This is a genomic window from Acidovorax sp. 107 (assembly GCF_003058055.1).
Taxonomy (GTDB): domain Bacteria; phylum Pseudomonadota; class Gammaproteobacteria; order Burkholderiales; family Burkholderiaceae_C; genus Acidovorax.
In genome coordinates this window covers 4,511,894-4,535,776 of sequence record NZ_QBTZ01000001.1, presented here as the reverse complement: position 1 = coordinate 4,535,776, position 23,883 = coordinate 4,511,894, and the positions used below count along the sequence as shown (strand labels likewise).

General features: G+C 63.6%; 26 protein-coding genes. 6 read left to right on the top strand and 20 right to left on the bottom strand.

The genetic code is table 11. The annotated features are described in order from the left end of the window. Positions 1–34: 34 nt before the first annotated feature. The 6 genes from C8C99_RS21170 to rpsP all read right to left on the bottom strand — a co-directional run bounded on the left by C8C99_RS21170 (position 35) and on the right by rpsP (position 4,077). Positions 35–1,021 (bottom strand): CobD/CbiB family protein, encoded by a 987-nt coding sequence (locus tag C8C99_RS21170; protein WP_056646468.1) that lies wholly within the window; start codon positions 1,019–1,021, stop codon positions 35–37. Between the two features lie 57 nt (positions 1,022–1,078). Beyond that, positions 1,079–1,798, bottom strand: a complete 720-nt coding sequence (locus C8C99_RS21165; RefSeq protein WP_199226469.1) for a CoA pyrophosphatase — start codon at positions 1,796–1,798, stop codon at positions 1,079–1,081. 80 nt (positions 1,799–1,878) lie between these two features. Then, positions 1,879–2,262, bottom strand: a complete 384-nt coding sequence (rplS, locus tag C8C99_RS21160) for a 50S ribosomal protein L19 (RefSeq protein WP_056646470.1) — start codon at positions 2,260–2,262, stop codon at positions 1,879–1,881. Between the two features lie 128 nt (positions 2,263–2,390). Then, the gene (gene trmD / locus C8C99_RS21155) at positions 2,391–3,149 is read right to left on the bottom strand and encodes a tRNA (guanosine(37)-N1)-methyltransferase TrmD (RefSeq protein WP_108626808.1); all 759 of its coding nucleotides are present in this window, start codon (positions 3,147–3,149) and stop codon (positions 2,391–2,393) included. 29 nt (positions 3,150–3,178) lie between these two features. Beyond that, positions 3,179–3,751: a ribosome maturation factor RimM gene (gene rimM, locus C8C99_RS21150; RefSeq protein ID WP_056646474.1), complete on the bottom strand. Its 573-nt coding sequence runs from the start codon at positions 3,749–3,751 to the stop codon at positions 3,179–3,181. 74 nt (positions 3,752–3,825) lie between these two features. After that, the gene (gene rpsP / locus C8C99_RS21145) at positions 3,826–4,077 is read right to left on the bottom strand and encodes a 30S ribosomal protein S16 (protein ID WP_015013104.1); all 252 of its coding nucleotides are present in this window, start codon (positions 4,075–4,077) and stop codon (positions 3,826–3,828) included. Between the two features lie 144 nt (positions 4,078–4,221). Between rpsP and C8C99_RS21140 the strand changes: the two genes are divergently transcribed. Together C8C99_RS21140 and C8C99_RS21135 are read left to right on the top strand one after the other, a co-directional pair. Further along, positions 4,222–4,743 (top strand): GNAT family N-acetyltransferase, encoded by a 522-nt coding sequence (locus tag C8C99_RS21140; RefSeq protein ID WP_056646475.1) that lies wholly within the window; start codon positions 4,222–4,224, stop codon positions 4,741–4,743. Positions 4,744–4,756: 13 nt separating this feature from the next. Then, positions 4,757–5,203, top strand: a complete 447-nt coding sequence (locus C8C99_RS21135) for a TM2 domain-containing protein (protein ID WP_056646477.1) — start codon at positions 4,757–4,759, stop codon at positions 5,201–5,203. A gap of 150 nt (positions 5,204–5,353) precedes the next feature. Here C8C99_RS21135 and C8C99_RS21130 read toward each other — a convergent pair whose 3' ends face one another. The 11 genes from C8C99_RS21130 to C8C99_RS21080 form a co-directional block, all read right to left on the bottom strand. Then, a complete protein-coding gene (locus C8C99_RS21130) occupies positions 5,354–6,364 on the bottom strand; it encodes an inorganic phosphate transporter (RefSeq protein ID WP_056646479.1) in 1,011 nt (336 codons plus the stop codon). Positions 6,365–6,383: 19 nt separating this feature from the next. Beyond that, positions 6,384–7,031 (bottom strand): DUF47 domain-containing protein, encoded by a 648-nt coding sequence (locus C8C99_RS21125; protein WP_015013100.1) that lies wholly within the window; start codon positions 7,029–7,031, stop codon positions 6,384–6,386. A 170-nt stretch (positions 7,032–7,201) separates the two neighbouring features. After that, complete coding sequence (locus tag C8C99_RS21120) at positions 7,202–7,564, bottom strand: DMT family protein (protein ID WP_015013099.1); 363 nt, start codon at positions 7,562–7,564, stop codon at positions 7,202–7,204. Between the two features lie 211 nt (positions 7,565–7,775). Further along, on the bottom strand, positions 7,776–8,504 hold the full coding sequence (locus C8C99_RS21115; protein ID WP_056646480.1) for an ABC transporter ATP-binding protein: 729 nt from the start codon (positions 8,502–8,504) through the stop codon (positions 7,776–7,778). A gap of 2 nt (positions 8,505–8,506) precedes the next feature. Then, a complete protein-coding gene (locus C8C99_RS21110) occupies positions 8,507–9,301 on the bottom strand; it encodes an ABC transporter ATP-binding protein (protein ID WP_056646482.1) in 795 nt (264 codons plus the stop codon). A gap of 20 nt (positions 9,302–9,321) precedes the next feature. After that, positions 9,322–10,398 carry an ABC transporter ATP-binding protein gene (locus tag C8C99_RS21105; RefSeq protein ID WP_056646484.1) on the bottom strand — a complete coding sequence of 359 codons (1,077 nt, stop codon included), beginning with the start codon at positions 10,396–10,398 and terminating at the stop codon, positions 9,322–9,324. Between the two features lie 13 nt (positions 10,399–10,411). Next, positions 10,412–11,341: a branched-chain amino acid ABC transporter permease gene (locus C8C99_RS21100; RefSeq protein ID WP_056646486.1), complete on the bottom strand. Its 930-nt coding sequence runs from the start codon at positions 11,339–11,341 to the stop codon at positions 10,412–10,414. A 356-nt stretch (positions 11,342–11,697) separates the two neighbouring features. Beyond that, complete coding sequence (locus tag C8C99_RS21095; protein WP_056646488.1) at positions 11,698–13,062, bottom strand: replication-associated recombination protein A; 1,365 nt, start codon at positions 13,060–13,062, stop codon at positions 11,698–11,700. Between the two features lie 95 nt (positions 13,063–13,157). Continuing rightward, complete coding sequence (lolA, locus tag C8C99_RS21090) at positions 13,158–13,790, bottom strand: outer membrane lipoprotein chaperone LolA (protein ID WP_056646490.1); 633 nt, start codon at positions 13,788–13,790, stop codon at positions 13,158–13,160. Positions 13,791–13,833: 43 nt separating this feature from the next. After that, complete coding sequence (locus tag C8C99_RS21085) at positions 13,834–16,170, bottom strand: DNA translocase FtsK (RefSeq protein ID WP_108627257.1); 2,337 nt, start codon at positions 16,168–16,170, stop codon at positions 13,834–13,836. A 73-nt stretch (positions 16,171–16,243) separates the two neighbouring features. Then, the gene (locus tag C8C99_RS21080; protein ID WP_056646494.1) at positions 16,244–16,921 is read right to left on the bottom strand and encodes a Crp/Fnr family transcriptional regulator; all 678 of its coding nucleotides are present in this window, start codon (positions 16,919–16,921) and stop codon (positions 16,244–16,246) included. Between the two features lie 186 nt (positions 16,922–17,107). Between C8C99_RS21080 and trxB the strand changes: the two genes are divergently transcribed. The 3 genes from trxB (at position 17,108) to rpmG (ending at position 18,663) form a co-directional block, all read left to right on the top strand. Continuing rightward, on the top strand, positions 17,108–18,061 hold the full coding sequence (gene trxB, locus C8C99_RS21075) for a thioredoxin-disulfide reductase (RefSeq protein ID WP_108626807.1): 954 nt from the start codon (positions 17,108–17,110) through the stop codon (positions 18,059–18,061). A 186-nt stretch (positions 18,062–18,247) separates the two neighbouring features. Further along, positions 18,248–18,481 (top strand): 50S ribosomal protein L28, encoded by a 234-nt coding sequence (rpmB, locus tag C8C99_RS21070; RefSeq protein ID WP_010463481.1) that lies wholly within the window; start codon positions 18,248–18,250, stop codon positions 18,479–18,481. A gap of 11 nt (positions 18,482–18,492) precedes the next feature. Further along, positions 18,493–18,663, top strand: coding sequence for a 50S ribosomal protein L33 (gene rpmG / locus C8C99_RS21065; RefSeq protein ID WP_008904999.1), 171 nt, complete (start codon positions 18,493–18,495; stop codon positions 18,661–18,663). 261 nt (positions 18,664–18,924) lie between these two features. Here rpmG and C8C99_RS21060 read toward each other — a convergent pair whose 3' ends face one another. The 3 genes from C8C99_RS21060 to C8C99_RS21050 all read right to left on the bottom strand — a co-directional run bounded on the left by C8C99_RS21060 (position 18,925) and on the right by C8C99_RS21050 (position 23,548). Then, the gene (locus tag C8C99_RS21060) at positions 18,925–20,139 is read right to left on the bottom strand and encodes a fatty acid desaturase (protein WP_108626806.1); all 1,215 of its coding nucleotides are present in this window, start codon (positions 20,137–20,139) and stop codon (positions 18,925–18,927) included. A gap of 140 nt (positions 20,140–20,279) precedes the next feature. Then, on the bottom strand, positions 20,280–21,554 hold the full coding sequence (locus tag C8C99_RS21055; RefSeq protein ID WP_108626805.1) for an RsmB/NOP family class I SAM-dependent RNA methyltransferase: 1,275 nt from the start codon (positions 21,552–21,554) through the stop codon (positions 20,280–20,282). A gap of 140 nt (positions 21,555–21,694) precedes the next feature. Then, complete coding sequence (locus tag C8C99_RS21050) at positions 21,695–23,548, bottom strand: M48 family metalloprotease (RefSeq protein WP_108626804.1); 1,854 nt, start codon at positions 23,546–23,548, stop codon at positions 21,695–21,697. Positions 23,549–23,615: 67 nt separating this feature from the next. Here C8C99_RS21050 and C8C99_RS21045 point away from each other — a divergent pair, with 67 nt between their 5' ends. Continuing rightward, positions 23,616–23,870, top strand: coding sequence for a DUF1653 domain-containing protein (locus C8C99_RS21045; protein WP_108626803.1), 255 nt, complete (start codon positions 23,616–23,618; stop codon positions 23,868–23,870). Positions 23,871–23,883: the final 13 nt, after the last annotated feature.

Sequence of the window (23,883 nt, the reverse complement as noted above, 5' to 3'; positions counted from 1 at the left end):
GCTGCGCAAGGCGGCTTACCAGGCCCCGTCCCGGCTAACCCAGCAAGCGCGCCAGGGTGAGCAACGCCAGCAGCAGCATCCAGACCACCACCGAACGCCACACCAGTCCGACCACGCTGCGCAGGTGGCCTACCTCGGGCTCGCGGCCGGGGGTGGAGTCGCTGTCGCCCATGTCGGCGTCGATCTCCAGACCTTGTGGCGCATGCAGTTCAGAACGCGCCTTCAAAGCCTCGCCACCGAGGCGCACATTGATGGCGCCCGCCGTCGCAGCAAGCACCACGCCATCGTTGTCGTTGGGAAACCGCTGCGCATGAAAGCGCCAGCCTTCAATGGCCTCTTCGAAACTGCCGACCACCGCAAAGCTCAGCGCAGTGAGCCGCGCCGGCAGCCAGTCAATGGCGGTCCAGGCCTGCGCAGAGGCCTGCTGCAGGGATTCGCTGGCGGGTAGCGCCCCCGCGCGTTGCTTGTAATGCCAGTAGCGCGACACAAACTCAGCCAGACGGTACAGCACGGCCCCCGTGGGGCCCAGGCCGAGCGCAGCCAGCACCGAGAACCAAGCCAGCACGCCAAACACATGCCGGTGGGCCGCCAGCACCGAATACTCGATCACGTGGCGCACGATCTCGCTGCGCGGCAGCACGCCCACATCCACCTGCTGCCAGTGCGCCAGGCGCTCGCGCGCCGCATCTTCATTGCCCTCCTCCAATGCATCGCGAATGCCAGTGAAGTGGTGGCTGAACTGCCTAAACCCGAGCGTGACGTACAGCACCGCGACACTCCACAGCACTGCAAACGGCCAACCAAGGCCCCACAACAACAGCCAGTGGATGGCCAATGTGACCAAGGCGGGAACGAGGACTGCGAGGCTCCACGCTACCCAGCCGTGGTGCGACTTGCCCGCATCGAAATTACGGCTCACGGACAGCGCCCATGCGCGCAGCCCTGCGTGTATGGGATTGCTGCGGGCCAGGGGGCGTGCCTGCTCGATCAGCAGAGCGAACAGGATGGCGAAGAAACTCATGGGGAGCAATGATACTGGCGCTTCGCGCTGGTGCACCCCACGGCGTGCGCAGCAGGCTCAGGCTTGCATGAACCGGTAGAAATTGCGCAGCATGCCCGCCGTAGCACCCCAGATGAAATGGGTTTTGTCCCCCTGCTGGTACGGCATGGAGAACCACTCGCGGTGCACGCCATCGCGATCGAACACATGGCGGCGGTGGTGGGAGGGGTCGAGCAGGAAGGCCAGTGGCACCTCGAACAAATCGGCCACCTCATAAGGGTTGGGCCGCAGCACGCAGTCCGGCTGCACCAGCGCAACTACCGGGGTGATGATGAACGAAGAGCCGGTCACATAAGTTGGCAGCGCTCCCAGCACCTCGACAAACTCACGGCCCAGGCCCACTTCTTCCTGCGCTTCACGCAAGGCAGTTTCGGCCGGACTGGCATCTTCAGGGTCCGCCCGCCCACCGGGGAAGGCGACCTGCCCGGAATGGGTGGACAGATGCGCGGTGCGCTCCGTCAGCAGCACCATGGGCTGCTCGCGCAGCACAATCGCCAGCAACACGGACGCGTGGGCTGGCTCGCGGTTCATGAACTTCTTTTCCAGCACCACCTCCGGCTCCCATTGCGGCGGCTGCGCAAAACGCGCACGCAGCGCATCGGGCGTCTGTACCGTCAGGGGCACGGCGGGCAGGTGCGCGTCCACACCCACGACTGGCACCAGGCGGGGGTCAAAGTCGGGCAGACTCGACAGAGGCGCAATGACCGATGAGACGGCGGGAGGGGAAGGAGGGTTCACGGATGCTGATTCAACGGGCCAAAAAACAAAAAGCCGCTACAGGCAGATGCTGTAGCGGCTTGTCAGGACGAGCCCGCGCCTTATGCGGCGGTGGCAGCAGCCTTGACGCGCGAAGGCAGCTTTTCCTTGATACGTGCCGACTTGCCGCTGCGCTCGCGCAGGTAGTACAGCTTGGCACGGCGCACGTCACCACGGCGCTTGACTTCGATGCTGGCGATCAGCGGGCTGTAGGTCTGGAACGTACGTTCCACGCCTTCGCCGCTGGAGATCTTGCGCACGGTGAAGCCGCTGTTCAGGCCGCGATTGCGCTTGGCAATCACCACGCCTTCGTAAGCCTGCACGCGCTTGCGGGTACCTTCCACCACGTTCACGCTCACGATGACGGTGTCACCAGGGGCGAATTCGGGGATGGTCTTGTTCAAGCGGGCAATTTCTTCCGCTTCCAGGGTCTGGATCAGGTTCATGTGAGTTTCCTAGTGATCTTGTCCGCGCCAAAAATGGCTGCGTCGGGATTGACGCCTCAGTGTTTTGCGGGAGAACTCCCAGTCAAAACGGCCGGCCAGAGGATCGAAAAGCCTTTGATTATAGCAATTCAGACGAGCTTGGCCAATACTGCTTCGTCGGCAGGCGCCAGACGCCCCGCTTTGCGCGCGGCATCGATGAGATCAGGCCGGTGGCGGGCCGTGGTGGCCAGGCGCTGGTCGCGCCGCCAGCGCTCGATCTGCGCATGGTGGCCCGACATGAGCGCAGCGGGCACTGGCAGCCCCGCCCACTCCTCGGGCCGCGTGTAGTGCGGACAGTCCAGCAAGCCATCGAGCGCCGGATTGAAGCTGTCGAGCTGGTGGCTGCCCTCGTCATTGAGCACGCCGGGCTGCAGGCGCGCCACGGCGTCCAACAGCGCCATGGCGGCAATCTCACCGCCCGAGAGCACGAAGTCGCCCAAGCTCATCTGCACATTCACGTGCGCATCGATGAACCGCTGGTCGATGCCTTCGTAGCGACCGCACAGCAACACCGCCCCCTCGCTGCCAGACCAGCGTTCCACAGCGGCGTGGTTCAGCGACTCACCAATGGGAGAAAAAAGCACCAGAGGCGCCTGAGCCTCCTCGGGTTCACCCCGCTCCGCCCGGATAGCCACCAGGCAGCGCGCCAACGGTTCGGCCATCATCACCATGCCCGGGCCGCCGCCAAACGGACGGTCATCCACCCGGCGGTAGTTGCCATCTGCGTAGTCGCGCGGATTCCACAGACGCACATCGACCTGGCCGCTGGCGTAGGCGCGCCGGGTCACGCCGCTCGCCAGGAAAGGGGCAAACAGCTCAGGAAAAAGGGTGATGATGTCAAAGCGCATGGTGCGCGGCGCGGTTCGGGGAGCGCCTGTCAGTAGTCGGGCTGCCAGTCCACGGTGATGCGCTTTTCGGCCAAGTCCACCTTGTCCACGAACGCCGAAACAAACGGGATCATGCGCTCCTGCGGCTTGCCATCCTGCTCATAGGCCAGCACGAGCACAGTCTGGGGACCGGTGGACATCAGCTCGCGCACTTGGCCCAGCGCCACACCTTCGCGGTTGAGGACCGACAGGCCAATCAGATCGACCCAGTAGTACTCGTCATCCGAAGTGGACGGGAAAGTGGACCGGGGCACAAAGATCCGCGCGCCCCGCAACGCCTCTGCACCATTGCGGTCGTCGATGCCCTGCGCCCACGCCACCACGGAATCCGAATGGGCCTTGGCCTGGCGGATGGGCAGCTGTACCGTGCCGCTGAAGGTCTTGGCTCCCCGCTCGGACGGCTGCAGATACCATTGCTTGGAAGAAAAAAGTGCCTCGGGATTGCTGCTGTGCGGCAGCACCTTGAACCAGCCCTTGACGCCCCAGGCATCTGCGATACGCCCCACTTCAATGGCGTCGGCAGGTAGTTCTGCGGGTTCGAGGGTCAATGGTGTGGTGGCCATGGCAGTGAATCCAGAATGAGAAAAGGGCGGGTTCCGCCAGGCTAGCCGACGGAACCCGCCCTTTTCAGGGAGCTTTAAGCAGCCTTCTTGGCGGCTTGCTTGATCAGGCGGTCCACCGTGGGGGAGGACTGAGCGCCGACGCCCACCCAGTAAGCCAGACGGTCTTGCACGATGCGCAGGCCTTCTTCGGATTCCTTGGCGGTGGGGTTGTAAAAACCGATGCGCTCGATGAAGCGGCCATCACGGCGCACGCGCTTGTCAGCAACGACGATGTTGAAGAAAGGACGGCCCTTGGAGCCGCCGCGGGAGAGTCGAATGACGACCATGATTTATCCTTCGGGTGGTGAACTCCGGCAACATTTGCCGTAAGCCACAGTGTTCGCAACCATATTCGCAACGCTTGAGACACGCGACATGGCCACCCGGCCAGCGACACGCTGCAAAGCCCGCGATTATATCTATTTGTTCCAATGTCCACCATCCGCCCCAGCACCGACAGCGATATCTCCGCAATTACCGCCATTTACCAACACCATGTGCTCCACGGCACGGGCACGTTCGAGATTGATCCACCCACCGAAGCCGACATGGCGGGCCGCCGCGCTGACGTGCTGGCACGTGGCCTGCCCTGGCTGGTGGCCGAGCAGGACGGGCAGGTGCTGGGTTTCGCCTACGCCAACTGGTTCAAGCCCCGCCCGGCCTACCGTTTCTCGGCCGAGGATTCGATCTACGTGGCCGACAGCGCCCGTGGCATGGGTCTGGGTCGCAAGCTGCTGGCCGAGCTGGCCGTGCAGGCCGAGGCCGTCGGCGTACGCAAACTGCTGGCGGTGATTGGTGACTCCGCCAACGCCGGCTCCATCGGGGTGCACCGGGCGCTGGGTTTTACGGATGTGGGCGTCATGCGCTCGGTGGGCTGGAAGTTCGGTGCCTGGCGCGACATCGTGCTCATGGAAAAAACCCTGGGTGCGGGCGACACCACCTCTCCCGAGTAACACAATGCCCCGCATGAAAAACAAAACCGTGGCGGCCTGGCTCGCCTTCGTGGGCGGGCCTCTGGGCCTGCACCGCTTCTATCTGCATGGCCTGTCCGACATGTTGGGCTGGTTGCTGCCCATTCCCACGGCCCTGGGCATTTACGGCATCCAGCGGGTGCAGCAACTCGGCCAGGACGACCACTACAGCTGGGTGCTGATCCCGCTGCTGGGCTTCACCATTGCGGCGTGCGCGCTGCGCGCCATCTTGTACGCGTTGATGACGCCGGAGGTGTGGAATGCCCGCTACAACCCCACAGCCGCGCCCGACGCCCCCCCCGGCAGGACGCAGTGGATCACCGTGGGCGCCATCGTGGTGTCCCTGCTGATCGGCACCACGGTACTGATGGCCAGCTTGGCGTTCAGCTTCCAGCGGTACTTTGAGTACCAGATCGAGGAAGCGCGCAAGATCTCGCAGTAACCTCGAGACAGCCGCAAAAGCAGACGCCCCAGCGAGTTTGCACTCGATGGGGCGTCAAAAGGGACTCGAAAGAGCTTCAACAGGCCGTATGCGCCCGTTTTAATTACCTCAGACGCTATATTTTCAATAGCATTCAGGACATCTTCGCCATCAGAACAGCTGCAGGCTGATCCAGTAGGCGACGGCGGCCACAAACGCACTGGCCGGGATGGTCAGAATCCACGCCCAGATGATGTTGCCCGCCACGCCCCAGCGCACGGCGCTGGCACGCTGGGTGGAGCCCACACCGACGATGGCGCCCGTGATGGTGTGCGTGGTGGACACCGGGATGCCCAGCATGGTGGCCAGGAACAGCGTCATGGCGCCCCCCGTTTCGGCACAGAAGCCGCCCACGGGCTTGAGCTTGGTGATCTTCTGGCCCATGGTCTTCACGATGCGCCAGCCGCCAAACATGGTCCCGAGGCCAATGGCCACGTAACAGCTGATGATGGCCCATGTGGGTGGCGACGCATCGGACGCCGACGAGTACCCCGTGGCGATCAGCAGCAGCCAGATGATGCCGATGGTCTTTTGCGCATCGTTGCCACCGTGACCCAGGCTGTAGGCGCCCGCAGACAACAGCTGCAACCGGCGGAACCACTTGTCCACCTTGCTCGGACGCGTGCGCCGGAAGATCCAGGCCACTGCCACCATCATGAGCGAACCCAGCGCAAAACCCAGCAGCGGAGACACAAAGATGAACGCCACCGTCTTGAGGATGCCCGCAGAGATCAGTGCACCTGCCCCCGCCTTCGCAATCACCGCGCCCACGATGCCGCCGATGAGCGCATGCGAGGAACTGCTGGGGATGCCGTAGTACCAGGTGATCACGTTCCAGGTGATCGCACCCACCAGGGCGCCAAACACCACGTGCGTGTCCACAATGCCGGGCTGCACGATGCCCTTGCCCACCGTCGCCGCCACGCTCAGGTGGAAGATGAAGATCGCCACAAAATTGAAGAAGGCGGCAAACAGCACCGCCTGCGCGGGCTTGAGCACGCCGGTGGAGACCACCGTGGCAATCGAATTGGCCGCGTCGTGGAACCCGTTCATGAAGTCGAACAGGATCGCCAAGGCCACAAGCAGAACCACAACCCAGAGGGCCGTCTGTACGGTTTCCATACTGGTCAGCCTGCGGGGTTCAGGAGTTTTCGAGGACGATGCCCTCGATGCAGTTGGCCACGTCCTCGCACTTGTCAGTGATGGTCTCCAGCAGCTCGTAGATGGCCTTGAGCTTGATCACCTCGCGCACATCGGGCTCCTCTCGGAACAGCTTGCTCATGGCGCTGCGCATCACGCGGTCGGCGTCGGATTCGAGCTTGTCGATCTCCTCGCAGGTCTTGAGCGCGGCCTCGGCCACAGCCGGATCGGCGATCTTCTCCAGAAGCTTGACGGCATCACGCAGGCGCTCACAGCACTTGAGGCTCAGGTCCGTGAGGCGGGTGATCTCTTCCGTCATGTGGCGCACGTCGTACAGCGCCATGGTCTCGGCCGAGTCCTGGATCAGGTCTGCCACATCGTCCATGGTGTTGATCAGGGTGTGGATCTGCTCACGGTCGATGGGGGTGATGAAGGTCTTGTGAATGGCCTTGTTGACCTCGTGCGTCACGCGGTCGGCAGCACGCTCGGCGTTGTCCACGTCCTGGTTGTATTTGTCGCGCAGGTGCGGATCACTGTAGTTGGCCACCAGTTGCGAGAAGGCCCGGGCCGCCTCAACGATGCGGTCCGCATGCTGGTTGAACATTTCGAAAAAATTGCCTTCGCGTGGCAACAGCTTGGCAAACAGCATGGGGACTCCTGGATCGGGAACGAATGGTGAGAAAAGGCCGCGCCATGACAGAACCATGACGCTTTCGTGACCCGGCGAGTTTAACCGTCCGCCTTGCGGGGGCCGATGCCACCGCGTCATGCAGTCATGCGCGGGGCCATAAATACGCGGCTGGGGGATCGGTTCAGGCTTCAGGCGCCGCGGAAGATGAAATACACCGCCCCCACTAGGCACAGTCCGGCCCAGAGGTAGTCCCATTTCAGGGGCTGGCCCATGTAGAACACAGCAAAGGGCACGAACACACCCAGCGTGATGACCTCCTGCATGATCTTGAGCTGCCCCACGTTGAACTGGGTAAAGCCGATGCGGTTGGCTGGCACCTGCAACAGGTATTCAAACAGGGCAATGCCCCAGCTGACGAGGGCGGCGACGTACCACGGCGAGGACGCCAGGTTCTTCAAGTGGCCGTACCAGGCAAAGGTCATGAAGATGTTGCTGGCCGTGAGCAGCAACACCGTTTGCAGCGAGATGGGCAGGGATTGGAGCGCGTTCATGGTCGTGCTGTGAAGTCAGGTGGGTGAACGAAGCGGCCGATTATGAACAAAATCGCCTGATAGCGCCGGTGTTACATGCTTTGATAGCTATATTTTCAATAGCAAAACCCTCACCACCATCCGTACCAGCGGGCACAAAAAAAGGCACTCCCGAGGGAGTGCCTTGCTGGAAAGCACCGCGCCACGCAAGCGGCGCGCAGGCTGCAGTCGCTTATTCGCCCAGGTAGGCGGCGCGCACCTTGGGGTCGTTGAGCAGTTGCTGGCCGGGGCCTGTCATGGTGATCAGGCCCGACTCCATCACATAGCCGCGGTCGGCAATCGCCAGCGCGCGGCTGGCGTTCTGCTCGACCAGCACGATGGTCACGCCCAGGGCGTACACGTCGCGCACCACCTCGAAGATCTTGTCCACCATGATGGGCGACAGGCCCATGGACGGCTCGTCCAGCAGCAGCACCTTGGGCTGGCTCATCAGCGCCCGGCCCATGGCCAGCATCTGCTGCTCACCGCCGGACATGGTGCCGGCCAGTTGGTCCTTGCGCTCGCGCAGGCGCGGGAAGATGGTGAACATCTTCTCGATGTCGGCCAGGATGCCCGCCTTGTCCTTGCGGATGTAGGCGCCCATCTGCAGGTTCTCGGTGATGGTCATGCGGGCGAACACGCCACGGCCTTCCGGCACCATCACCAGGCCGTCCTTGACCAGGTCCCAGGCGCCCTTGCCCTTGATGCTCTTGCCCAGGTATTCGATGTCGCCATCGTTCATGGGCAGCGTGCCGGTGATGGCCTTCATGGTGGTGGTCTTGCCAGCACCGTTGGAGCCGATCAGCGAGACCAGCTCGCCTTCGCGCACTTCAAAGTCCACGCCCTTCACGGCCTGGATACCGCCGTAGGCCACCTTCAGGCCCTTGACCTGCAGCAGTACCTTGTTGGATTTTTCGGCCATTCTCAATGTCCTCCGGTGCCCAGATAGGCCTCAATCACTTTTTCGTTCTTCTGCACTTCGGCAGGGTTGCCCTCGGCAATCTGCTTGCCGTAGTCGAGCACCGTCACACGGTCGCACAGGCCCATCACCAGCTTCACGTCGTGCTCGATGAGCAGGATGGTGCGGTTGTCGTTGCGGATGCGGTCGATCAGCTCGCGCAGCTGCACCTTCTCGGTGGCGTTCATGCCGGCGGCGGGCTCGTCCAGCGCGATGAGCTGCGGGTCGGTGGCCAGCGCACGGGCGATTTCGAGGCGGCGCTGGTCGCCGTACGACAGGGTGCGCGCCTTGTAGTCGGCAAACTTGCCAATGCCCACGTAGTCCAGCAGTTCCTGGGCACGCTTGGCAATCGCGGCTTCTTCTTCCTTGAAGCCCTTGGTGCGCAGCACCGCGCCCAGCAGGCCGGACTTGGTGCGGATGTGGCGGCCCACCATCACGTTCTCGAGCGCCGTCATTTCGGCAAACAGGCGAATGTTCTGGAAGGTGCGGGCGATGCCGGCCTTGGCCACTTCGTGCACGGCCGTGGGCTCGTAGGGCTTGCCGGCCAGCTCGAAAGTGCCGGCATCGGGGGTGTACAGGCCGGTGATCACGTTGAAGAACGTGGTCTTGCCCGCGCCGTTGGGGCCGATCAGGCCATACACCTGGCCCCGCTCAATGGTGATGCCCACGTCGGAGAGGGCTTGCAGGCCGCCAAAGCGCTTGGAAATGCCGGCAACCCGCAGCACCACGTCGCTGGCCGATTTCTGAATGTTCTCTGCCATGTTCTAACTTTCTGCGGTGTTCAGGTCTTCTGCGTGAGGCTCTTGCCATGGTCGGGCGCTGGCCACAGACCACGGGGACGCATCAGCATGATGATGATCATGGCCAGCGCGATCAGCAGCTGGCGCAGGATGGCGGAGTCCAGGCGGCCGTCCGTCATGGCCTGCAACGGGCCTGCCACATAGCGCAGCACTTCGGGCAGGGCCGACAGCAGCACGGCACCCAGGATCACGCCAGGAATGTGGCCGATGCCGCCCAGCACCACCATGGCGACGATCATGACCGACTCCATCAGGCTGAACGACTCGGGCGACACAAAGCCCTGGAACGCACCGAACATCGCACCCGACACACCACCGAACGAAGCGCCCATGCCGAAGGCGAGCAGCTTCATGTTGCGGGTGTTGATGCCCATCGCCTTGGCAGCGATTTCGTCTTCACGGATGGCCATCCAGGCGCGGCCGATGCGCGAGTCCTGCAGGCGGTAGCAGATGACGATGGAGATCACCACCAGAACCATGAACAGGTAGTAATACAGCGTGACGGAGTTGATGTCGAAACCGAACACCTCCAGCCGCTTGCCCAGGTCCAGGCCAAAGATCTTGACCGAGTCGATCTGGCCCAAGCCCTTGGGGCCGTTGGTCAGGTTGACGGGGTGGTCCAGGTTGTTCAGGAAGATGCGGATGATTTCGCCAAAGCCCAGCGTCACGATGGCCAGGTAGTCACCCCGCAGCTTGAGCGTGGGCGCCCCCAGCATGGCGCCAAAGAACGCCGCGAGCAACGCCGCCACCGGTATCACGATCCACAGCGAGGTGTGCAACCCGTTGGGGAACATGGCGGCAAACGCCGCAAAGTTGTCCGCAAGGTGCGGCGAGGCCATCAAGGCAAACAGGTAGGCACCCACGGCGTAGAACGCCACGTAGCCCAGGTCCAGCAGGCCAGCGTAGCCGACCACGATGTTCAGGCCCAGGGCCAGCAGCACATACAGCAGGGCCAGGTCGGCAATGCGCACCCAGGCGTTGCCGAAGGATTGCAGGATCAGCGGCAGCACCAGCAGCGCCACGGCGCCGATGATCCAGTTGGTTTTGGTGTTCTTCATGGTGTGAGGCTCCTCAGGCGCGATCGGCCACACGCTCACCCAGCAGGCCCGAGGGGCGCAGCGTCAGGATGATGATGAGCACGATGAACGCAAAGATGTCGGTGTAGTGGCTGCCCAGCAAACCGCCCGTGAGCGTGCCGATGTAGCCCGAGCCGATGGCTTCGATGAGGCCCAGCAGGATGCCGCCCACCACCGCGCCGGCCAGATTGCCGATACCGCCAAACACCGCCGCCGTGAAGGCCTTGAGACCGGGCAGGAAGCCCATGGTGTGCTGTGCCGTGCCGTAGTTGGAGGCATACATGATGCCGGCGATGGCCGCCAGGATGGCACCGATGATGAAGGTAGCCGAGATCACCATGTCGGGCTTCACGCCCATCAGGGACGCCACGCGGGGGTTCTCAGCCGTGGCGCGCATGGCGCGGCCGAGGTTGGTGTGGTTGACCAGATAGACCAGCGAAGCCAGGGCCACGGCCGTCACGCCCAGGATCAGGATCTGTGTGGGGGTGATGTACGCGCCGCCCACCTGGAACGGTGTGCTGGGCAGCAGCGTGGGATACGGTTTGTAGTTGGGCTTCCAGATGATCATCGCCAGCGTCTGCAGCAGGATCGACATGCCGATGGCGGTGATCAGGGGCGCCAGGCGGGGGCTGGTGCGCAGCGGCTTGTAAGCCACCTTTTCGATCACGAAATTGAGCGTGGCGGCCACCACGCACGCTATGAGCGTGGCCAGCAGCAAGATGACCCAGCCCGGCGCGCCGGGCATGGCGGCCTGCATGATTCCAATACAGCTCCAGCTGGTGAGAGCGCCGATCATGAGCACCTCGCCGTGGGCGAAATTGATCAGCTGAATAATGCCGTACACCATCGTGTAGCCCAAGGCTATCAAGGCGTACATGCTGCCGAGTACCAGACCGTTGATGATCTGTTGCAGCAAAATGTCCATAAGAGAAGTCCTTCGTTTGTGACGTACCCACCGCTTTGGCACCGAAATCGGTACAGCCTTGTGGGCCCGACTGCCATGTAGCAAAAAACCCGCCAGGAATGCAGCTGTGCGGGTTTGTGGACGGGATTGTAGCGAGTAGTCACAACTGCCCCAATCCAAGCCGGGCGGGGTTTTCCCTCGGGTTTTAGCCGCATCAGCGCGCCACGCACTGCATAAGGAATTTTGATGCACGCAGGATAATTGATGTGCAAACTTATTACCTTGATCATGCGCAATTGGCATAAAGCGGGTTGTGCGACGCGCTGGGGACGCCGCAGGCCATGTGCGGCCTCATGGCCCTCCGCCCCCTCCGCCGATCAGGAAGGCGTATCCGAACCCTGGGGGCTGGACGCGGCAACTGCGGCATTGCGGTCGCGCAGTTCACGCAGCTTCAGAGCGATCTTAATCTCCAGGCCGCGCTCCACGGGCTGGTAGAAGCCGGGCTCAGGCATGCCTTCGGGCAGGTAGTTCTCGCCCGCCGCAAAGCCGCCCTCCTCGTCATGGGCGTAGCGGTAGCCCTTGCCGTAGTCGAGCTCCTTCATCAACTTGGTGGGCGCATTGCGCAGGTGCATGGGCACCGGGCGCGTGCCATCCTGTTTGACCCAGGCGCGGGCCGCGTTGTAGGCCTTGTAAACCGCGTTGGACTTGGGCGCGACGGCCAGGTAGACCACACATTCGGCCAGTGCCAGCTCGCCTTCGGGGCTGCCCAGCCGCTCGTACACCTCGCTCGCATCCAGCGCCAGGCGCAGCGCGCGCGGGTCGGCCAGGCCGATGTCCTCGGCCGCCATGCGCACCAGGCGGCGCGCCATGTAGCGCGGGTCAGCGCCGCCGTCCAGCATGCGCACCAGCCAGTACAGCGCCGCATCGGGGTCGGAGCCCCGCACCGACTTGTGCAGCGCGCTGATGGTGTCGTAGAACTGCTCACCGCCTTTGTCGTAGCGGCGCATGCGCTCGCCCAGCACCTTGAGCAGCCAGGCATCGGTGATCTCGGTGAGCTTTTCCTGCGCGGCCGCCATGGCCAGGGTTTCGAGCGTGTTGAGCAGGCGGCGCGCGTCGCCATCGGCGTAGGCCACCAGGCGATCAATTGCTACCTCTTCGATAGCTGGAAGCGCATGTTCCTTCTGCGCTAGCGCCACTATTTGCTTCAAGTCCTGCTCGGACAGCGGTTGCAGCACATACACCGCAGCACGCGAGAGCAGCGCGGAGTTCACCTCGAAGGACGGGTTCTCGGTGGTGGCGCCGATGAAGGTGAACAGGCCCGATTCGACATGCGGCAAGAAGGCGTCCTGCTGGCTCTTGTTGAAGCGGTGCACTTCATCGACAAACACGATGGTGCGCTGCTGCATGAGGCCGTCGCGCGCGGCCTGGGCCTGCTCCACCGCCTCGCGGATGTCCTTGACCCCGCCCAGCACGGCACTGATGCTGATGAACTGGGCATCGAATGCGTCGGCCATCAGGCGCGCAATGGTGGTCTTGCCCACGCCCGGCGGGCCCCACAGGATGCAGCTGTGCGGCCGGCCCGATTCAAACGCCAGCCGCAGCGGCATGCCCGGGCCCAGCACATGCTGCTGGCCGATCACCTCACCCAGCGTGCGGGGCCGCAGTCGCTCTGCCAAGGGCTGGTGGCTGGATGGGTGCGCCGGGTGAGCCTGGGAAGGGGCGGAGGCACTGCGTGCTGCCATGGTCGTGTCCTGTCTACATCACGCTGGTTTTCAAGCCAAATTGGCCTCTAGCGCATAAAAATCATGCGCTGGCAGCTATTCTTTTGGGAGCAAAATTACTGCTTCACCACATCAGCCCCTGCCGGAGGCTTGAACTGGAAGGTACTGGCGGGCAGCGCCGCATTGGCCTGCATGCCGTTGAAGCGGATCAGCGAGCGCTGGCCAAAGCTGTCCAGGATGTCCAGGGCCGCCAGCTGCTCGCCTGCAAAGCCCACGCGCACGCTCTTGAGCTGACCGTCCTTGGTCTTGGGACTGGCCAGCACCCACTGCAGGCCGTCCGCATCGGGCGCGGACTCCAGCGTGAAATCGGCCTTCAGCGCAGACAGGTCAGGGGCGGAAGCCAGCAGTGCAGCAGGCGTGCTGCCCAGAGCCTGCGACTGCGAGCGCTGCGTGACCTGGTTCAGGTCCACGTCGTAGAGCCACAGGGTCTGGCCGTCGGCCACGATGGTCTGCTCAAACGGTTTTTTGTAGGCGAACTTGAAGCGCCCGGGGCGCTGGAACTCAAAACTGCCCGTCGATGTCTTGGTGCGCGCAGTTTGGCCGTCCTTGGGCGGCGAGGTCACGGTCTGCGTGAAGTCAGCCTTGCCCGTCTGCGTGCCTTTCATGAAGGATTCCAGGCTTTTCAGCCCGTCAGCGCTAGCCACGCTTGCCGCAGCAGCTATCAAAATTGCAGTAGCGATCTTTTTCAACAGAAACTCCTGTGGGGTAGGACCGGCCTTGCGATCCGGCCGGTCATTCGCTGCGGTTCGGTACCAGCACCTCGCGCTGGCCGCTGGTGGTCAAGCCACTGACGAGTCCGGCTTTTTCCATGTCTTCCAGCAGCCGCGCCGAGCGGTTGTAGCCAATGCGCAGCTTTCGCTGCACGTACGAGATGCTCGCCTTGCGGTCCTTGAGCACCACTTCGACGGCCTGGTCGTACATCGGGTCTTTCTCGCCCCCTTCGCCACCACCGCCCTCCCCTGACAGATCGCCGTCACCGTCCACAGTTCCGCCTTCGAGCACGCCCTCTATGTAGTCCGGCTCCCCTTGTTCCTTGAGGTAACTGACGACACGGTGTACTTCCTCGTCCGACACAAAAGCACCGTGCACGCGAATCGGCAGGCCCGTGCCGCTGGCCATATAGAGCATGTCGCCCATGCCCAGCAGCGCTTCAGCGCCCATCTGGTCAAGGATGGTGCGGCTGTCGATCTTGGAGCCCACCGAGAACGCAATGCGGGTGGGGATGTTGGCCTTGATCAGGCCGGTGATCACGTCCACGCTGGGACGCTGGGTGGCCAAAATCAGGTGGATGCCAGCCGCGCGCGCCTTTTGCGCCAGGCGGGCAATCAGCTCTTCGATTTTCTTGCCCACCACCATCATCAGGTCGGCCAGCTCGTCGATGATGACCACGATGTGGGGCAGGCGCTGCAGCGGCTCGGGCTCCTCGGGCGTCAGGCTGAAGGGGTTGTAGATGAACTCTTCCTTGGCCTTGGCCTCGTCGATCTTGGTGTTGTAACCCGCCAGGTTGCGCACCCCCAGCTTGGACATGAGCTTGTAGCGGCGCTCCATCTCGGCCACGCACCAGTTCAGGCCATGCGCGGCCTGCTTCATGTCGGTCACCACGGGCGCCAGCAGGTGCGGAATGCCTTCGTAGACCGACATTTCCAGCATCTTGGGGTCGATCATCAAGAGGCGCACGTCGCGCGCCTCGGCCTTGTACAAGAGCGAGAGGATCATCGCGTTGATCCCCACCGACTTGCCCGAGCCTGTGGTACCGGCCACCAGCACGTGCGGCATCTTGGCCAGGTCGGCCACCACCGGGTTGCCCACGATGTCCTTACCCAATCCCATGGTGAGCATGCTCTTGGCCTCGTGGTACACCTGCGAGCCCAAAATTTCGGACAGTCGGATGGACTGGCGCTTGGCATTGGGCAGCTCCAGCGCCATGTAGTTCTTGCCCGGAATGGTTTCCACCACACGGATCGACACCAGGCTGAGCGAGCGCGCCAAATCCTTGGCCAGGCCCACGATCTGCGAGCCCTTCACGCCTGTGGCGGGCTCGATCTCGTAGCGCGTGATCACCGGGCCGGGCATGGCCGCAACCACGCGCACTTCCACGCCAAAGTCCTTGAGCTTTTTCTCGATGAGGCGGCTGGTCATCTCCAGCGTCTCGGGCGCCACGGTTTCCTGGCGCTGCAGCGGGCCGTCGAGCAGGTCCACCAGCGGCAGCTTGCTGTCGGGCATCTCGGTGAACAATGGCTTCTGGCGCTCCTTCACCACACGGGCGCTTTGCGGCACGTCCACCAGGATCGGTTCGATGATCTGCACGGGCTCTGGGTGGTGCACTTCGCTTTCGGTGCGCTCCTCGAGCACCACCACCTCGCGCTCGCGTGCGGCCTTGCGGCCCACGGCGACGTCCTTGGCCACCTCGCGTTTTGCCAGGCGGGCTTGCACCAGCGCATCAATGCGCCCTCCGAGAACCTCGGCCACATGGCCCCATGAGAAGCGGAACACCAGCGCCGCCCCGGCCACCGCCAGCACGATCGTCAGCAAGCCCGAGCCCGTGAACCCCAGCCACTTCACACTGGCAGGTCCCATCAGGTGTCCCAGCACGCCACCGGCATGCCCGGGCAGGAACGACTCAAACCGGTACAAACGCGACCATTCGAGCGCCGCGCTGGAACACATCAGCACCACCAGCCCGCCCCAGAACGTGGCGCGGCGCACCAAGGGGCTGGCGGCACCGGCTACCCCTTCGCCCCCGCGCATCCAGCGCGCCAGCGACGACAGCCAGGCGCGCACACCGGCCGCCACGCACCACCACACCGAAAAACCCAGCGCAAAGTAGCTGCCATCAGCGAGCCAGGCGCCAAAGCGCCCCGCCCAGTTGGCCACAGAGCGCGCATCGCGGGCGCCGGAGGTAGACCAGGCCGCATCCTGGGCCGAATAGCTGACCAGCGCCAGCAGCCAGAAAACCAGGGCCAGCAAGCCCACCACCAGGGCGATTTCGTGGCCAAAACGGGCAGCGCCCGTGCGCGGCGGCGACTTGGCCGCAGCCGATGCATTCAGGGTATTGAGGGAATAGGTCATAAACGTGCGGGGTGAGCTTACCGCATGCATTGCACTGGGCAGGGCGCCCAGCGCAGGGTCCACCACCCCGCTTTCAGCCCAGCGCGTTCAGGCGGTCCTTGAGCAAGGTAGCGCCACTGGGCAGCGCCTCGATGAAGCCGCGCTCCTCCAGGTCTTTCATCACCCGGCTGACCATCTCGCGGGACGCTCCGACCATCTTGGCCAGATCCTGGCGGGAGATTTTGTCCTTGATGAGCAGCTGCCCTTGCGCATCGGCCACCGCAAAATCCAGCAGCGCATGGGCTACACGGCCGTACACATCCAGTAACGCCAGTGACTCAATCTTGCGATCAGCATGGCGCAGGCGCTTGACCAGCCCGCGCATCACCACCAGCGACATGGAGGCGTTCTCGGTCAGGCAGCGCGCAAACTCGGCGCGGCCCAGCATCAGCACGTCGGTCTGCACCTCGGCACGCACCGTGGCAGAGTGGGGTTCGTTGTCGATGATGCTCATCTCGCCCAGGTAGTCACCCTGGGCCAGGGTGGCCAGAATCACCTCGCGCCCCCGGCTGTCTGCGGTCATGACACGGGCGCGACCGGTGAGCAGAATGAACAAGGCGTTCGATTTCTGCCCCTGCTCCACCAGCGCTTCGCCCCGCTTGAAGCGGCGCTTGATCACCGCGCCGCTGATCACCTCGGCCTGTGCCACGGTCAGCAGCGAGAACAAGGGCACCCGGCGCAGCAGGTCAAGATTGGACAACATCGTGGACATGCAAACATCTCCTTTCAGGGGTGCGACCCAACCGGCATCGCAACGGGTTATCAATGGGTTCTTACAATCGCGGTGATTGAAAACGGGGCCACTCGTGCGAGCGGATGCCAGTTGATACTCGGCGGCTCAACCCCCAGCTTTCCCAACAGCGCCCCATGTAGCGGGCGCAAAACACAGGCTTTTACCATGTCCACCACCCAACACGCGAAAGTTCTGATCCTGGGCTCCGGCCCCGCTGGCTACACCGCAGCGGTGTATGCCGCCCGCGCCAACCTGAACCCGGTGCTCATCACCGGCATGGCCCAGGGCGGCCAGCTGATGACCACGACCGAGGTGGACAACTGGCCCGCCGACGTGCACGGCGTACAGGGGCCGGAGTTGATGCAGCGCTTTCTGGAGCACGCCGAGCGCTTCAAGACCCAGATCATCTTCGACCACATCAACAAGGTCGATTTCAGCAAACGCCCCTTCACGCTCACCGGCGACAGCGGCACCTACACCTGTGACGCGCTGATCCTGGCCACGGGCGCATCGGCCAAATACCTGGGCCTGCCTTCGGAAGAGGCCTTTATGGGCAAGGGCGTGTCTGGCTGCGCCACCTGCGACGGTTTCTTCTACCGCGAGCAGGATGTCTGCGTGGTCGGTGGCGGCAATACGGCGGTGGAGGAAGCGCTGTACCTGTCGAACATCGCCCGCAAGGTCACGCTGGTGCACCGCCGCGACAAGTTCAAGGCCGAGCCTATCTTGGTGGACAAGCTCCACGAGAAGGTGGCCGCCGGCAAGATCGAACTCAAGCTGTTCCACACCCTGGATGAGGTGCTGGGCGACAACACCGGCGTGACGGGCATCCGCGTCAAGAGCACCCAAGACGGCTCTACGTCCGACATCAAGCTGCAGGGCTGCTTCATCGCCATCGGCCATGCGCCCAACACCGAGATCTTCCAAGGCCAACTGGAGATGGAAAACGGCTACATCATCACCCAGGGCGGGCTCAAGGGTTTTGCCACCCAGACCAGCGTGCCCGGCGTGTTTGCCGCCGGCGACGTGCAGGACCACGTGTACCGCCAAGCCATCACCAGTGCAGGCACCGGCTGCATGGCCGCGCTGGATGCGCAGCGCTTCCTCGAACAGGAAGCTTGATGAAAAAATAAGCTGCAGGTTATAATCTGCGGCTTTGCTGAATTCGGCCCGTTTTTGCGGACCTCCGAAACAGGCAAATCGGGTTACCGCCACCCTTTCTGGCGAGGTGAGGCCGCAAGCCAACCTGGGCAAATCAACAGCCTAGGGCCCAGCGAACGGCCGTTAATACAGTATCGGAGTGTCCTCATGGCACGCGTCTGCGACGTAACGGGCAAGAAGCCCATGACTGGGAACAATGTTTCCCACGCCAACAACAAAACCAAGCGCCGGTTCCTGCCGAACCTGCAATACCGCCGTTTCTGGGTCGAGACCGAAAACCGTTGGGTTCGCCTGCGTGTTTCGAGCGCTGCCCTGCGTTTGATCGACAAGAACGGTATCGACTCGGTGCTCGCAGACCTGCGTGCCCGTGGCCAGGCTTAAGGAGTAGCACCATGGCAAGCAAAGGCGGACGCGACAAGATCAAGCTGGAATCCACTGCGGGTACCGGCCACTTCTACACCACGACCAAGAACAAGAAGACCATGCCCGAGAAGATGCTGATCATGAAATTTGATCCCAAGGCTCGCAAGCATGTGGAATACAAGGAAATGAAGCTGAAGTAATTCAGCCTCTTTCTGGTCTTCCAAAAAGCCGCCCGGCGTCCAGCCCGGCGGCTTTTTTCATGGGTGGACCATTGCGGACTGCCTGGCGCACAGCTCCGCCGCAACAGCCCCACCCGCACCGCAACCACCTACTCCCCGCTCACCCCTGACAGCCAACAAAAAAACCGCTGCAGGCCCAAGGCCCTACAGCGGTTTTTTGGTAGATGCGCCCTAAGTGCGCCAAGCCAGCGGCCCGACCGAAAGTGCAATCAGGATGTCACCTCAAGCCCGTGCAGCACGCAGGCGGATGGAGAACTCCCGAAGGGCTGCCACACCACTCTCTTCAGCGCGGCGGCACCAAGCTTGCAAGTCGGCCGTGAGTTGTTCGCGGGACTGGGATGTGTTCAACCACAGCTGACGCAGCTCTTCGCGCATGGTCACCATCTTGTCGAGCGTCGGATGCGCGGCGCGGGCCTGCGCCAACTGGGGCAAGGCCCCTGCAGGCACTTTCTCGGCATCGCGGTGCAGCCAGCGCTTGGCGGCCTTGAGCACCGACACATCAGCCTGGCGGGCCTGCAGCGCAGCAATCTCGTCCTTGCAAGCCTTGCGCACGCCGCGTGCGTAGCCCGCCATCACTTCATAGCGGTTGGCAATCAGGGCCTCCAGCGTCTTTTCATCGGCCACGGGCTTCACATCGCCCAGTTGCAGCTTGGGCGGCACCTTCTTCACTGTGGCCCAACCGATTTTCTTCATGAGGCTGATGTACACCCAGCCAATATCGAACTCATACGGCTTGACCGAGAACTTGGCGGACGTGGGGTACGTGTGGTGGTTGTTGTGCAACTCTTCGCCGCCGATGATGATGCCCCAGGGCGACAAATTGGTGCTGGCGTCCTGCGCCTCGAAGTTGCGATAGCCCCAGTAGTGACCCACGCCATTGACCACGCCCGCTGCCCAGAACGGGATCCAGAGCATCTGCACCGCCCACACCGCAGCGCCCAGGGCGCCGAACAGAGCCAGGTCCAGGATGAGCATGAGGCCCACGCCCTGCCAGCCGTAGCGGGTGTACACGTTGCGCTCCATCCAGTCATCGGGCGTGCCGTGGCCGAACTTCTTGATCGTCTCCATGTTCCTGGACTCGGCGCGGTACAGCTCGGCGCCGCGCCACATCACGGTGTCCAGCCCACGGGTCTGGGGGCTGTGGGGGTCGTCCACGGTTTCGCACTTGGCGTGGTGCTTGCGGTGAATGGCCACCCACTCCTTGGTGACCATGCCGGTACCAATCCACAGCCAGAAGCGGAAGAAATGCGAGGGGATGGCGTGCAGATCCAGTGCGCGGTGCGCTTGCGCGCGGTGCAGGAAGATCGTGACCGCCGCAATGGTGATGTGGGTCGTGGCAAGGGTATACAGCACGATCTGCCACCAGGCCAGGTTCCACAACCCATATCCCAGCCAGTCGATGGCGGCGTTCAGTACAGCCCAGTCGGGTAACAGCATATTCACAAAAACCTTACTACAGAGAACCCGCTCACCAATGAAACAGGTCACCAATTTTAGAGGGCCTGCCTCGGAATGGATCAGGGAAATCCACCGTATTGGCGCTGGTTTGAAGGCTTTAGAGCCTTACCCCCAGCATTTCAGTCCTTCTTGACCCAGATGGCGGCAAAGAACCCATCGGTCTGATGCAGATGGGGCCATAGGCGCAAATAACCACTGCCCGATGCGCCACCGCTGCACAAGCCCTTGGCGCCTTCGACCTTGAGCTGCTCCAGCAGTTCACCGGCATCCAGGAGTTCAAAGTCGGGGTGCGATGCGCTGAAGGCTTCCGCAATGGCCTCGTTTTCCTGCGGCAGGATGCTGCAGGTGGCATACACCAGACGACCGCCCGGCTTGAGCAGGCGCGCTGCGCTGTCCAGGATGGCCGTCTGCTTGGCCACCAGCTCTTCGATGGCCTTGGGCGACTGGCGCCATTTGAGGTCCGGGTTGCGCCGCAAGGTGCCCAGGCCCGAGCAAGGCGCATCGACCAGCACGCGGTCGATCTTGCCCGCGAGGCGCTTGACGCGGTCGTCGCGTTCGTGGGCGATGGCGGCGGGGTGCACGTTCGACAGGCCGCTGCGGGCCAGGCGGGGTTTCAGCGCGTCCAGGCGGTGTGCTGACACATCGAACGCATACAGACGCCCTGTGCTGCGCATGCTCGCGCCAATGGCCAGCGTCTTGCCCCCTGCGCCGGCGCAGAAGTCCACCACCATCTCGCCGCGCTTGGCATCCAGCAGGAGGGCCAGCAGTTGCGAGCCCTCGTCCTGCACCTCGATGGCGCCACGCGTGAAGGCGTCGAGCTTGGTCAGCGCGGGCTTGTCGTCAATGCGCAGGCCCCAGGGCGAATATGGTGTGGGATGGGCCTTGATGCCGGCCTTGGCCAGTTCTTTTTGCACATCGGCACGCTTGTCCTTGAGCGCGTTGACCCGCAAATCCAGGGGTGCGCTTTGCGCCAGGCTTTCCACCAGCGGCCAGAAACCATCGCCCAGCTGGTCCTTCAGAGGCTTGACCATCCACTCAGGCAGGTTGTGACGGTGACGCTCCATGAGGTCATCGACCGTGACGGCATCGCACTGGTCCAGCCAGTTCTTTTCCTGGTCGGTCAACGCACTCTTGAGGAAATCGCGCGGGCCGTAGAAACCCAGGATCGCCAGGCGGCGCTCCTTGGGCCCTGAGCCCGAGGGGGCCATGTGGTCAAACAGCAGCTTTTTGCGCAACACGGTATAGACCGTTTCCGCCAGCGTGGCGCGCTCGCGCGGCCCCAGGCCCCGGTTGTCGCGGAAGAAACGTGACACCACCGCGTCGGCAGGGTGTTCAAACGTGAGGGTGAGCCTGACCAGTTCGGCACAGGCATCGAGAAGAACTTTGGGATGCATCCCCCGATTGTCCCATTCCCCGTCGCGCGGCCAGCTCCGCGCCATTTCGGCGGCGGTCCATTGCACCGGAAGCGCAGCCACCCCCAGGCACGCCAGCACGGGGATGCGACGAAGTCGCTCAGAGGACCTGCCGCTCTGCGTCAGCGTGAGTAGATCGGCTCGAACGCCGAGCGCTCGATCTGCTGCAGGGTCGGCGACTCACCCGCCCACAGCACCAGCGCGGGGCCCGGCAGGCTCAGGTTGCGCTCCAGGGCGCGGCACAGGTGGTAGCGGCTTTCATCGTCCATGCCCGGCAGCTCGACAAACACCAGGTAGGCCCTGCGCTGGGGGTATTCGCGCAGGTTCTTGCGTACCAGCCAACAGCGGGCCAGCGGTGCACAACGTGCCAGTTCGGACTGCAGCTCGGCCAGCTCGAACGAGCTGAGGTCATGTCGCACGATCTGGCTGAAGAACGAGGTGCCCGACAGCTCTTCCCAGGCACGTTCCTCAGACTCCTGCGCGCGCTCCAGCCGCTTGCGCCACTGCTTGAAGGCGGCCGCATCGTGGTCCAGCCCCAGGCGTGGGGTCTCCAGCTCGGCCAATGCCGTGCGCGCGGCCCAGTAGCGGTCGCTGCTGCCTGTTTCCCACAACCGGTGCAGCAGCTGCAGCTTGCCCTCCCTATCCTCCTCCGCCAGACAGGGCACCAGCCCGCGCAGCGCGGCAGGGTATTCGGGGCTGCGTTGCAGTGCCAGCTCGTACAGGGCGCGGACATCCGCATGCGGGTCCAGATGGCGCTTCAGGCGGGCCAGCTCCACCAGGTCGGCCGCACTGCTCTGGGCCGTCGATGCGCCCAATGCCTCGGCGCGCGCGCGCACACGCCCCAGCCAGGCGTGGTGCTGCTTCCATTCGCTGGCGTTATCGCGGCACCATTGCTTGTCGAAATGAGCCACCCAGCGCTTGGCATCCGGCCCCAACAGGGCCAGCGCGTTGCCGCGCGACCAGTCCGGCAGCGTGGGCGTGGCGTCCAACGCTTCGATGCGGTCACGCAGGCCGGGGTGGGTATCGTCCAGATTGCTCAGGCGCTTGAGCGCCTGGCGCAGGGCATCGTTGGCAAAGGCCGCATCGGGCGCCTTGGCCAGGGCGCGGCGCATGCCGCGGTAGGGGCCCACTGGCAACGGATTGCCCGCGGCAGCACACCAGTGGTTGCCCCAGAACTCCGCCTGCAGCCACGCGCCACGGATCTCGATCTCGGCCAGGGCCGCGGCCGTCACATCCCGGCCCAGCAGCTTGCCGGCAATGCGGTCGGCCTCGTACTCATCCTGTCGGGCAAGTGCGAAGGTCTTGGCCGAAAACCGCGGGAAGTACCAGCGCATGAACAACTGCGTGGCGGCAGCCACCGGGCCCTCGTCATCCGCCAGGCTGTGGTTCAGGCGCATCCATGACAGGCGCGTGCGGTAGATCCAGGCCGCAAAGCGGCCATGATCGCCCCGCAGGTGGCCGTACTCGTGTGCCAGCACCGCCAGGAACCGCGGCCGGTCCAGCGCCATCAGCAGAGGCAGGCCAATGCTCAGGTGATTGACCGCGCCGCCCAACAGGCCGTAACGCGGCAACTGCTGGATGCTGGCATTGAACTCGTCGGTCAATGTGACCTTGTGGATGGGCGGGCCCTTGATCTTGCGGCGGATGCGCGCCAGGGCTTCAAACAGGTCAGGCGCGTCCAGCGCGGTAATTTCAACGCCCTCCGGCGCATCAAACCGCACCCACAGCGCACGCAGGCTCACCCACAGCAGACCTCCGGCACCCAGCAGGGCCCAGAGCATCGCAAACCGAAAGCGCCCCTGCAGCAACTGAGGCACCACCCACAGCAAAATACCCACGGCCAGTGCCAGACACCCCAGCACCCACGCATAACCCAGCGCTGCAAATGCAGCCACACTGCGGCGGTAGGCGCGGCTGTTGTCGGCGCTGGCATGCTCGCTCATGCGCACCATGTGCACAAAATCTGCCTGGTCCACGGGCGTCCCTCACTCTGGTTGGTTTTTTTTCAGCCGCCATCCTAACCACTCACACCACCGTAGCACCATGACCGACGACGATCTGCCCGCGCTCATCCGCACGCCACCGGGCCTGTACCGCCACTACAAGGGCATGCTCTATGAAGTGATCGACACCGTGCGCCACAGCGAGACGCTGGAGCCCATGACGCTGTACCGCGCGCTGTACGGCCAGCGCGGCCTGTGGGTGCGGCCGGCCGCCATGTTCGAGGAGCAGTTGCTCATCGACGGCGTGATGCGCCCCCGGTTTGAGAAATGGGAAGGCCAAGCTCCCGGCGAGTGAACCCCGCTGGCAT

Excerpts from the sequence above, each read along its gene's own strand:
- C8C99_RS21170 (WP_056646468.1), bottom strand. The coding sequence starts at position 1,021 with ATGAGTTTCTTCGCCATCCTGTTCGCTCTGCTGATCGAGCAGGCACGC.
- rplS (WP_056646470.1), bottom strand. The coding sequence starts at position 2,262 with ATGAACCTGATCCAGACCCTGGAAGCGGAAGAAATTGCCCGCTTGAAC.
- trmD (WP_108626808.1), bottom strand. The coding sequence starts at position 3,149 with ATGCGCTTTGACATCATCACCCTTTTTCCTGAGCTGTTTGCCCCTTTC.
- rimM (WP_056646474.1), bottom strand. The coding sequence starts at position 3,751 with ATGGCCACCACACCATTGACCCTCGAACCCGCAGAACTACCTGCCGAC.
- rpsP (WP_015013104.1), bottom strand. The coding sequence starts at position 4,077 with ATGGTCGTCATTCGACTCTCCCGCGGCGGCTCCAAGGGCCGTCCTTTC.
- C8C99_RS21140 (WP_056646475.1), top strand. The coding sequence starts at position 4,222 with ATGTCCACCATCCGCCCCAGCACCGACAGCGATATCTCCGCAATTACC.
- C8C99_RS21135 (WP_056646477.1), top strand. The coding sequence starts at position 4,757 with ATGAAAAACAAAACCGTGGCGGCCTGGCTCGCCTTCGTGGGCGGGCCT.
- C8C99_RS21130 (WP_056646479.1), bottom strand. The coding sequence starts at position 6,364 with ATGGAAACCGTACAGACGGCCCTCTGGGTTGTGGTTCTGCTTGTGGCC.
- C8C99_RS21125 (WP_015013100.1), bottom strand. The coding sequence starts at position 7,031 with ATGCTGTTTGCCAAGCTGTTGCCACGCGAAGGCAATTTTTTCGAAATG.
- C8C99_RS21120 (WP_015013099.1), bottom strand. The coding sequence starts at position 7,564 with ATGAACGCGCTCCAATCCCTGCCCATCTCGCTGCAAACGGTGTTGCTG.
- C8C99_RS21115 (WP_056646480.1), bottom strand. The coding sequence starts at position 8,504 with ATGGCCGAAAAATCCAACAAGGTACTGCTGCAGGTCAAGGGCCTGAAG.
- C8C99_RS21110 (WP_056646482.1), bottom strand. The coding sequence starts at position 9,301 with ATGGCAGAGAACATTCAGAAATCGGCCAGCGACGTGGTGCTGCGGGTT.
- C8C99_RS21105 (WP_056646484.1), bottom strand. The coding sequence starts at position 10,398 with ATGAAGAACACCAAAACCAACTGGATCATCGGCGCCGTGGCGCTGCTG.
- C8C99_RS21100 (WP_056646486.1), bottom strand. The coding sequence starts at position 11,341 with ATGGACATTTTGCTGCAACAGATCATCAACGGTCTGGTACTCGGCAGC.
- C8C99_RS21095 (WP_056646488.1), bottom strand. The coding sequence starts at position 13,062 with ATGGCAGCACGCAGTGCCTCCGCCCCTTCCCAGGCTCACCCGGCGCAC.
- C8C99_RS21085 (WP_108627257.1), bottom strand. The coding sequence starts at position 16,170 with ATGACCTATTCCCTCAATACCCTGAATGCATCGGCTGCGGCCAAGTCG.
- C8C99_RS21080 (WP_056646494.1), bottom strand. The coding sequence starts at position 16,921 with ATGTCCACGATGTTGTCCAATCTTGACCTGCTGCGCCGGGTGCCCTTG.
- trxB (WP_108626807.1), top strand. The coding sequence starts at position 17,108 with ATGTCCACCACCCAACACGCGAAAGTTCTGATCCTGGGCTCCGGCCCC.
- rpmB (WP_010463481.1), top strand. The coding sequence starts at position 18,248 with ATGGCACGCGTCTGCGACGTAACGGGCAAGAAGCCCATGACTGGGAAC.
- rpmG (WP_008904999.1), top strand. The coding sequence starts at position 18,493 with ATGGCAAGCAAAGGCGGACGCGACAAGATCAAGCTGGAATCCACTGCG.
- C8C99_RS21060 (WP_108626806.1), bottom strand. The coding sequence starts at position 20,139 with ATGCTGTTACCCGACTGGGCTGTACTGAACGCCGCCATCGACTGGCTG.
- C8C99_RS21055 (WP_108626805.1), bottom strand. The coding sequence starts at position 21,554 with ATGCATCCCAAAGTTCTTCTCGATGCCTGTGCCGAACTGGTCAGGCTC.
- C8C99_RS21045 (WP_108626803.1), top strand. The coding sequence starts at position 23,616 with ATGACCGACGACGATCTGCCCGCGCTCATCCGCACGCCACCGGGCCTG.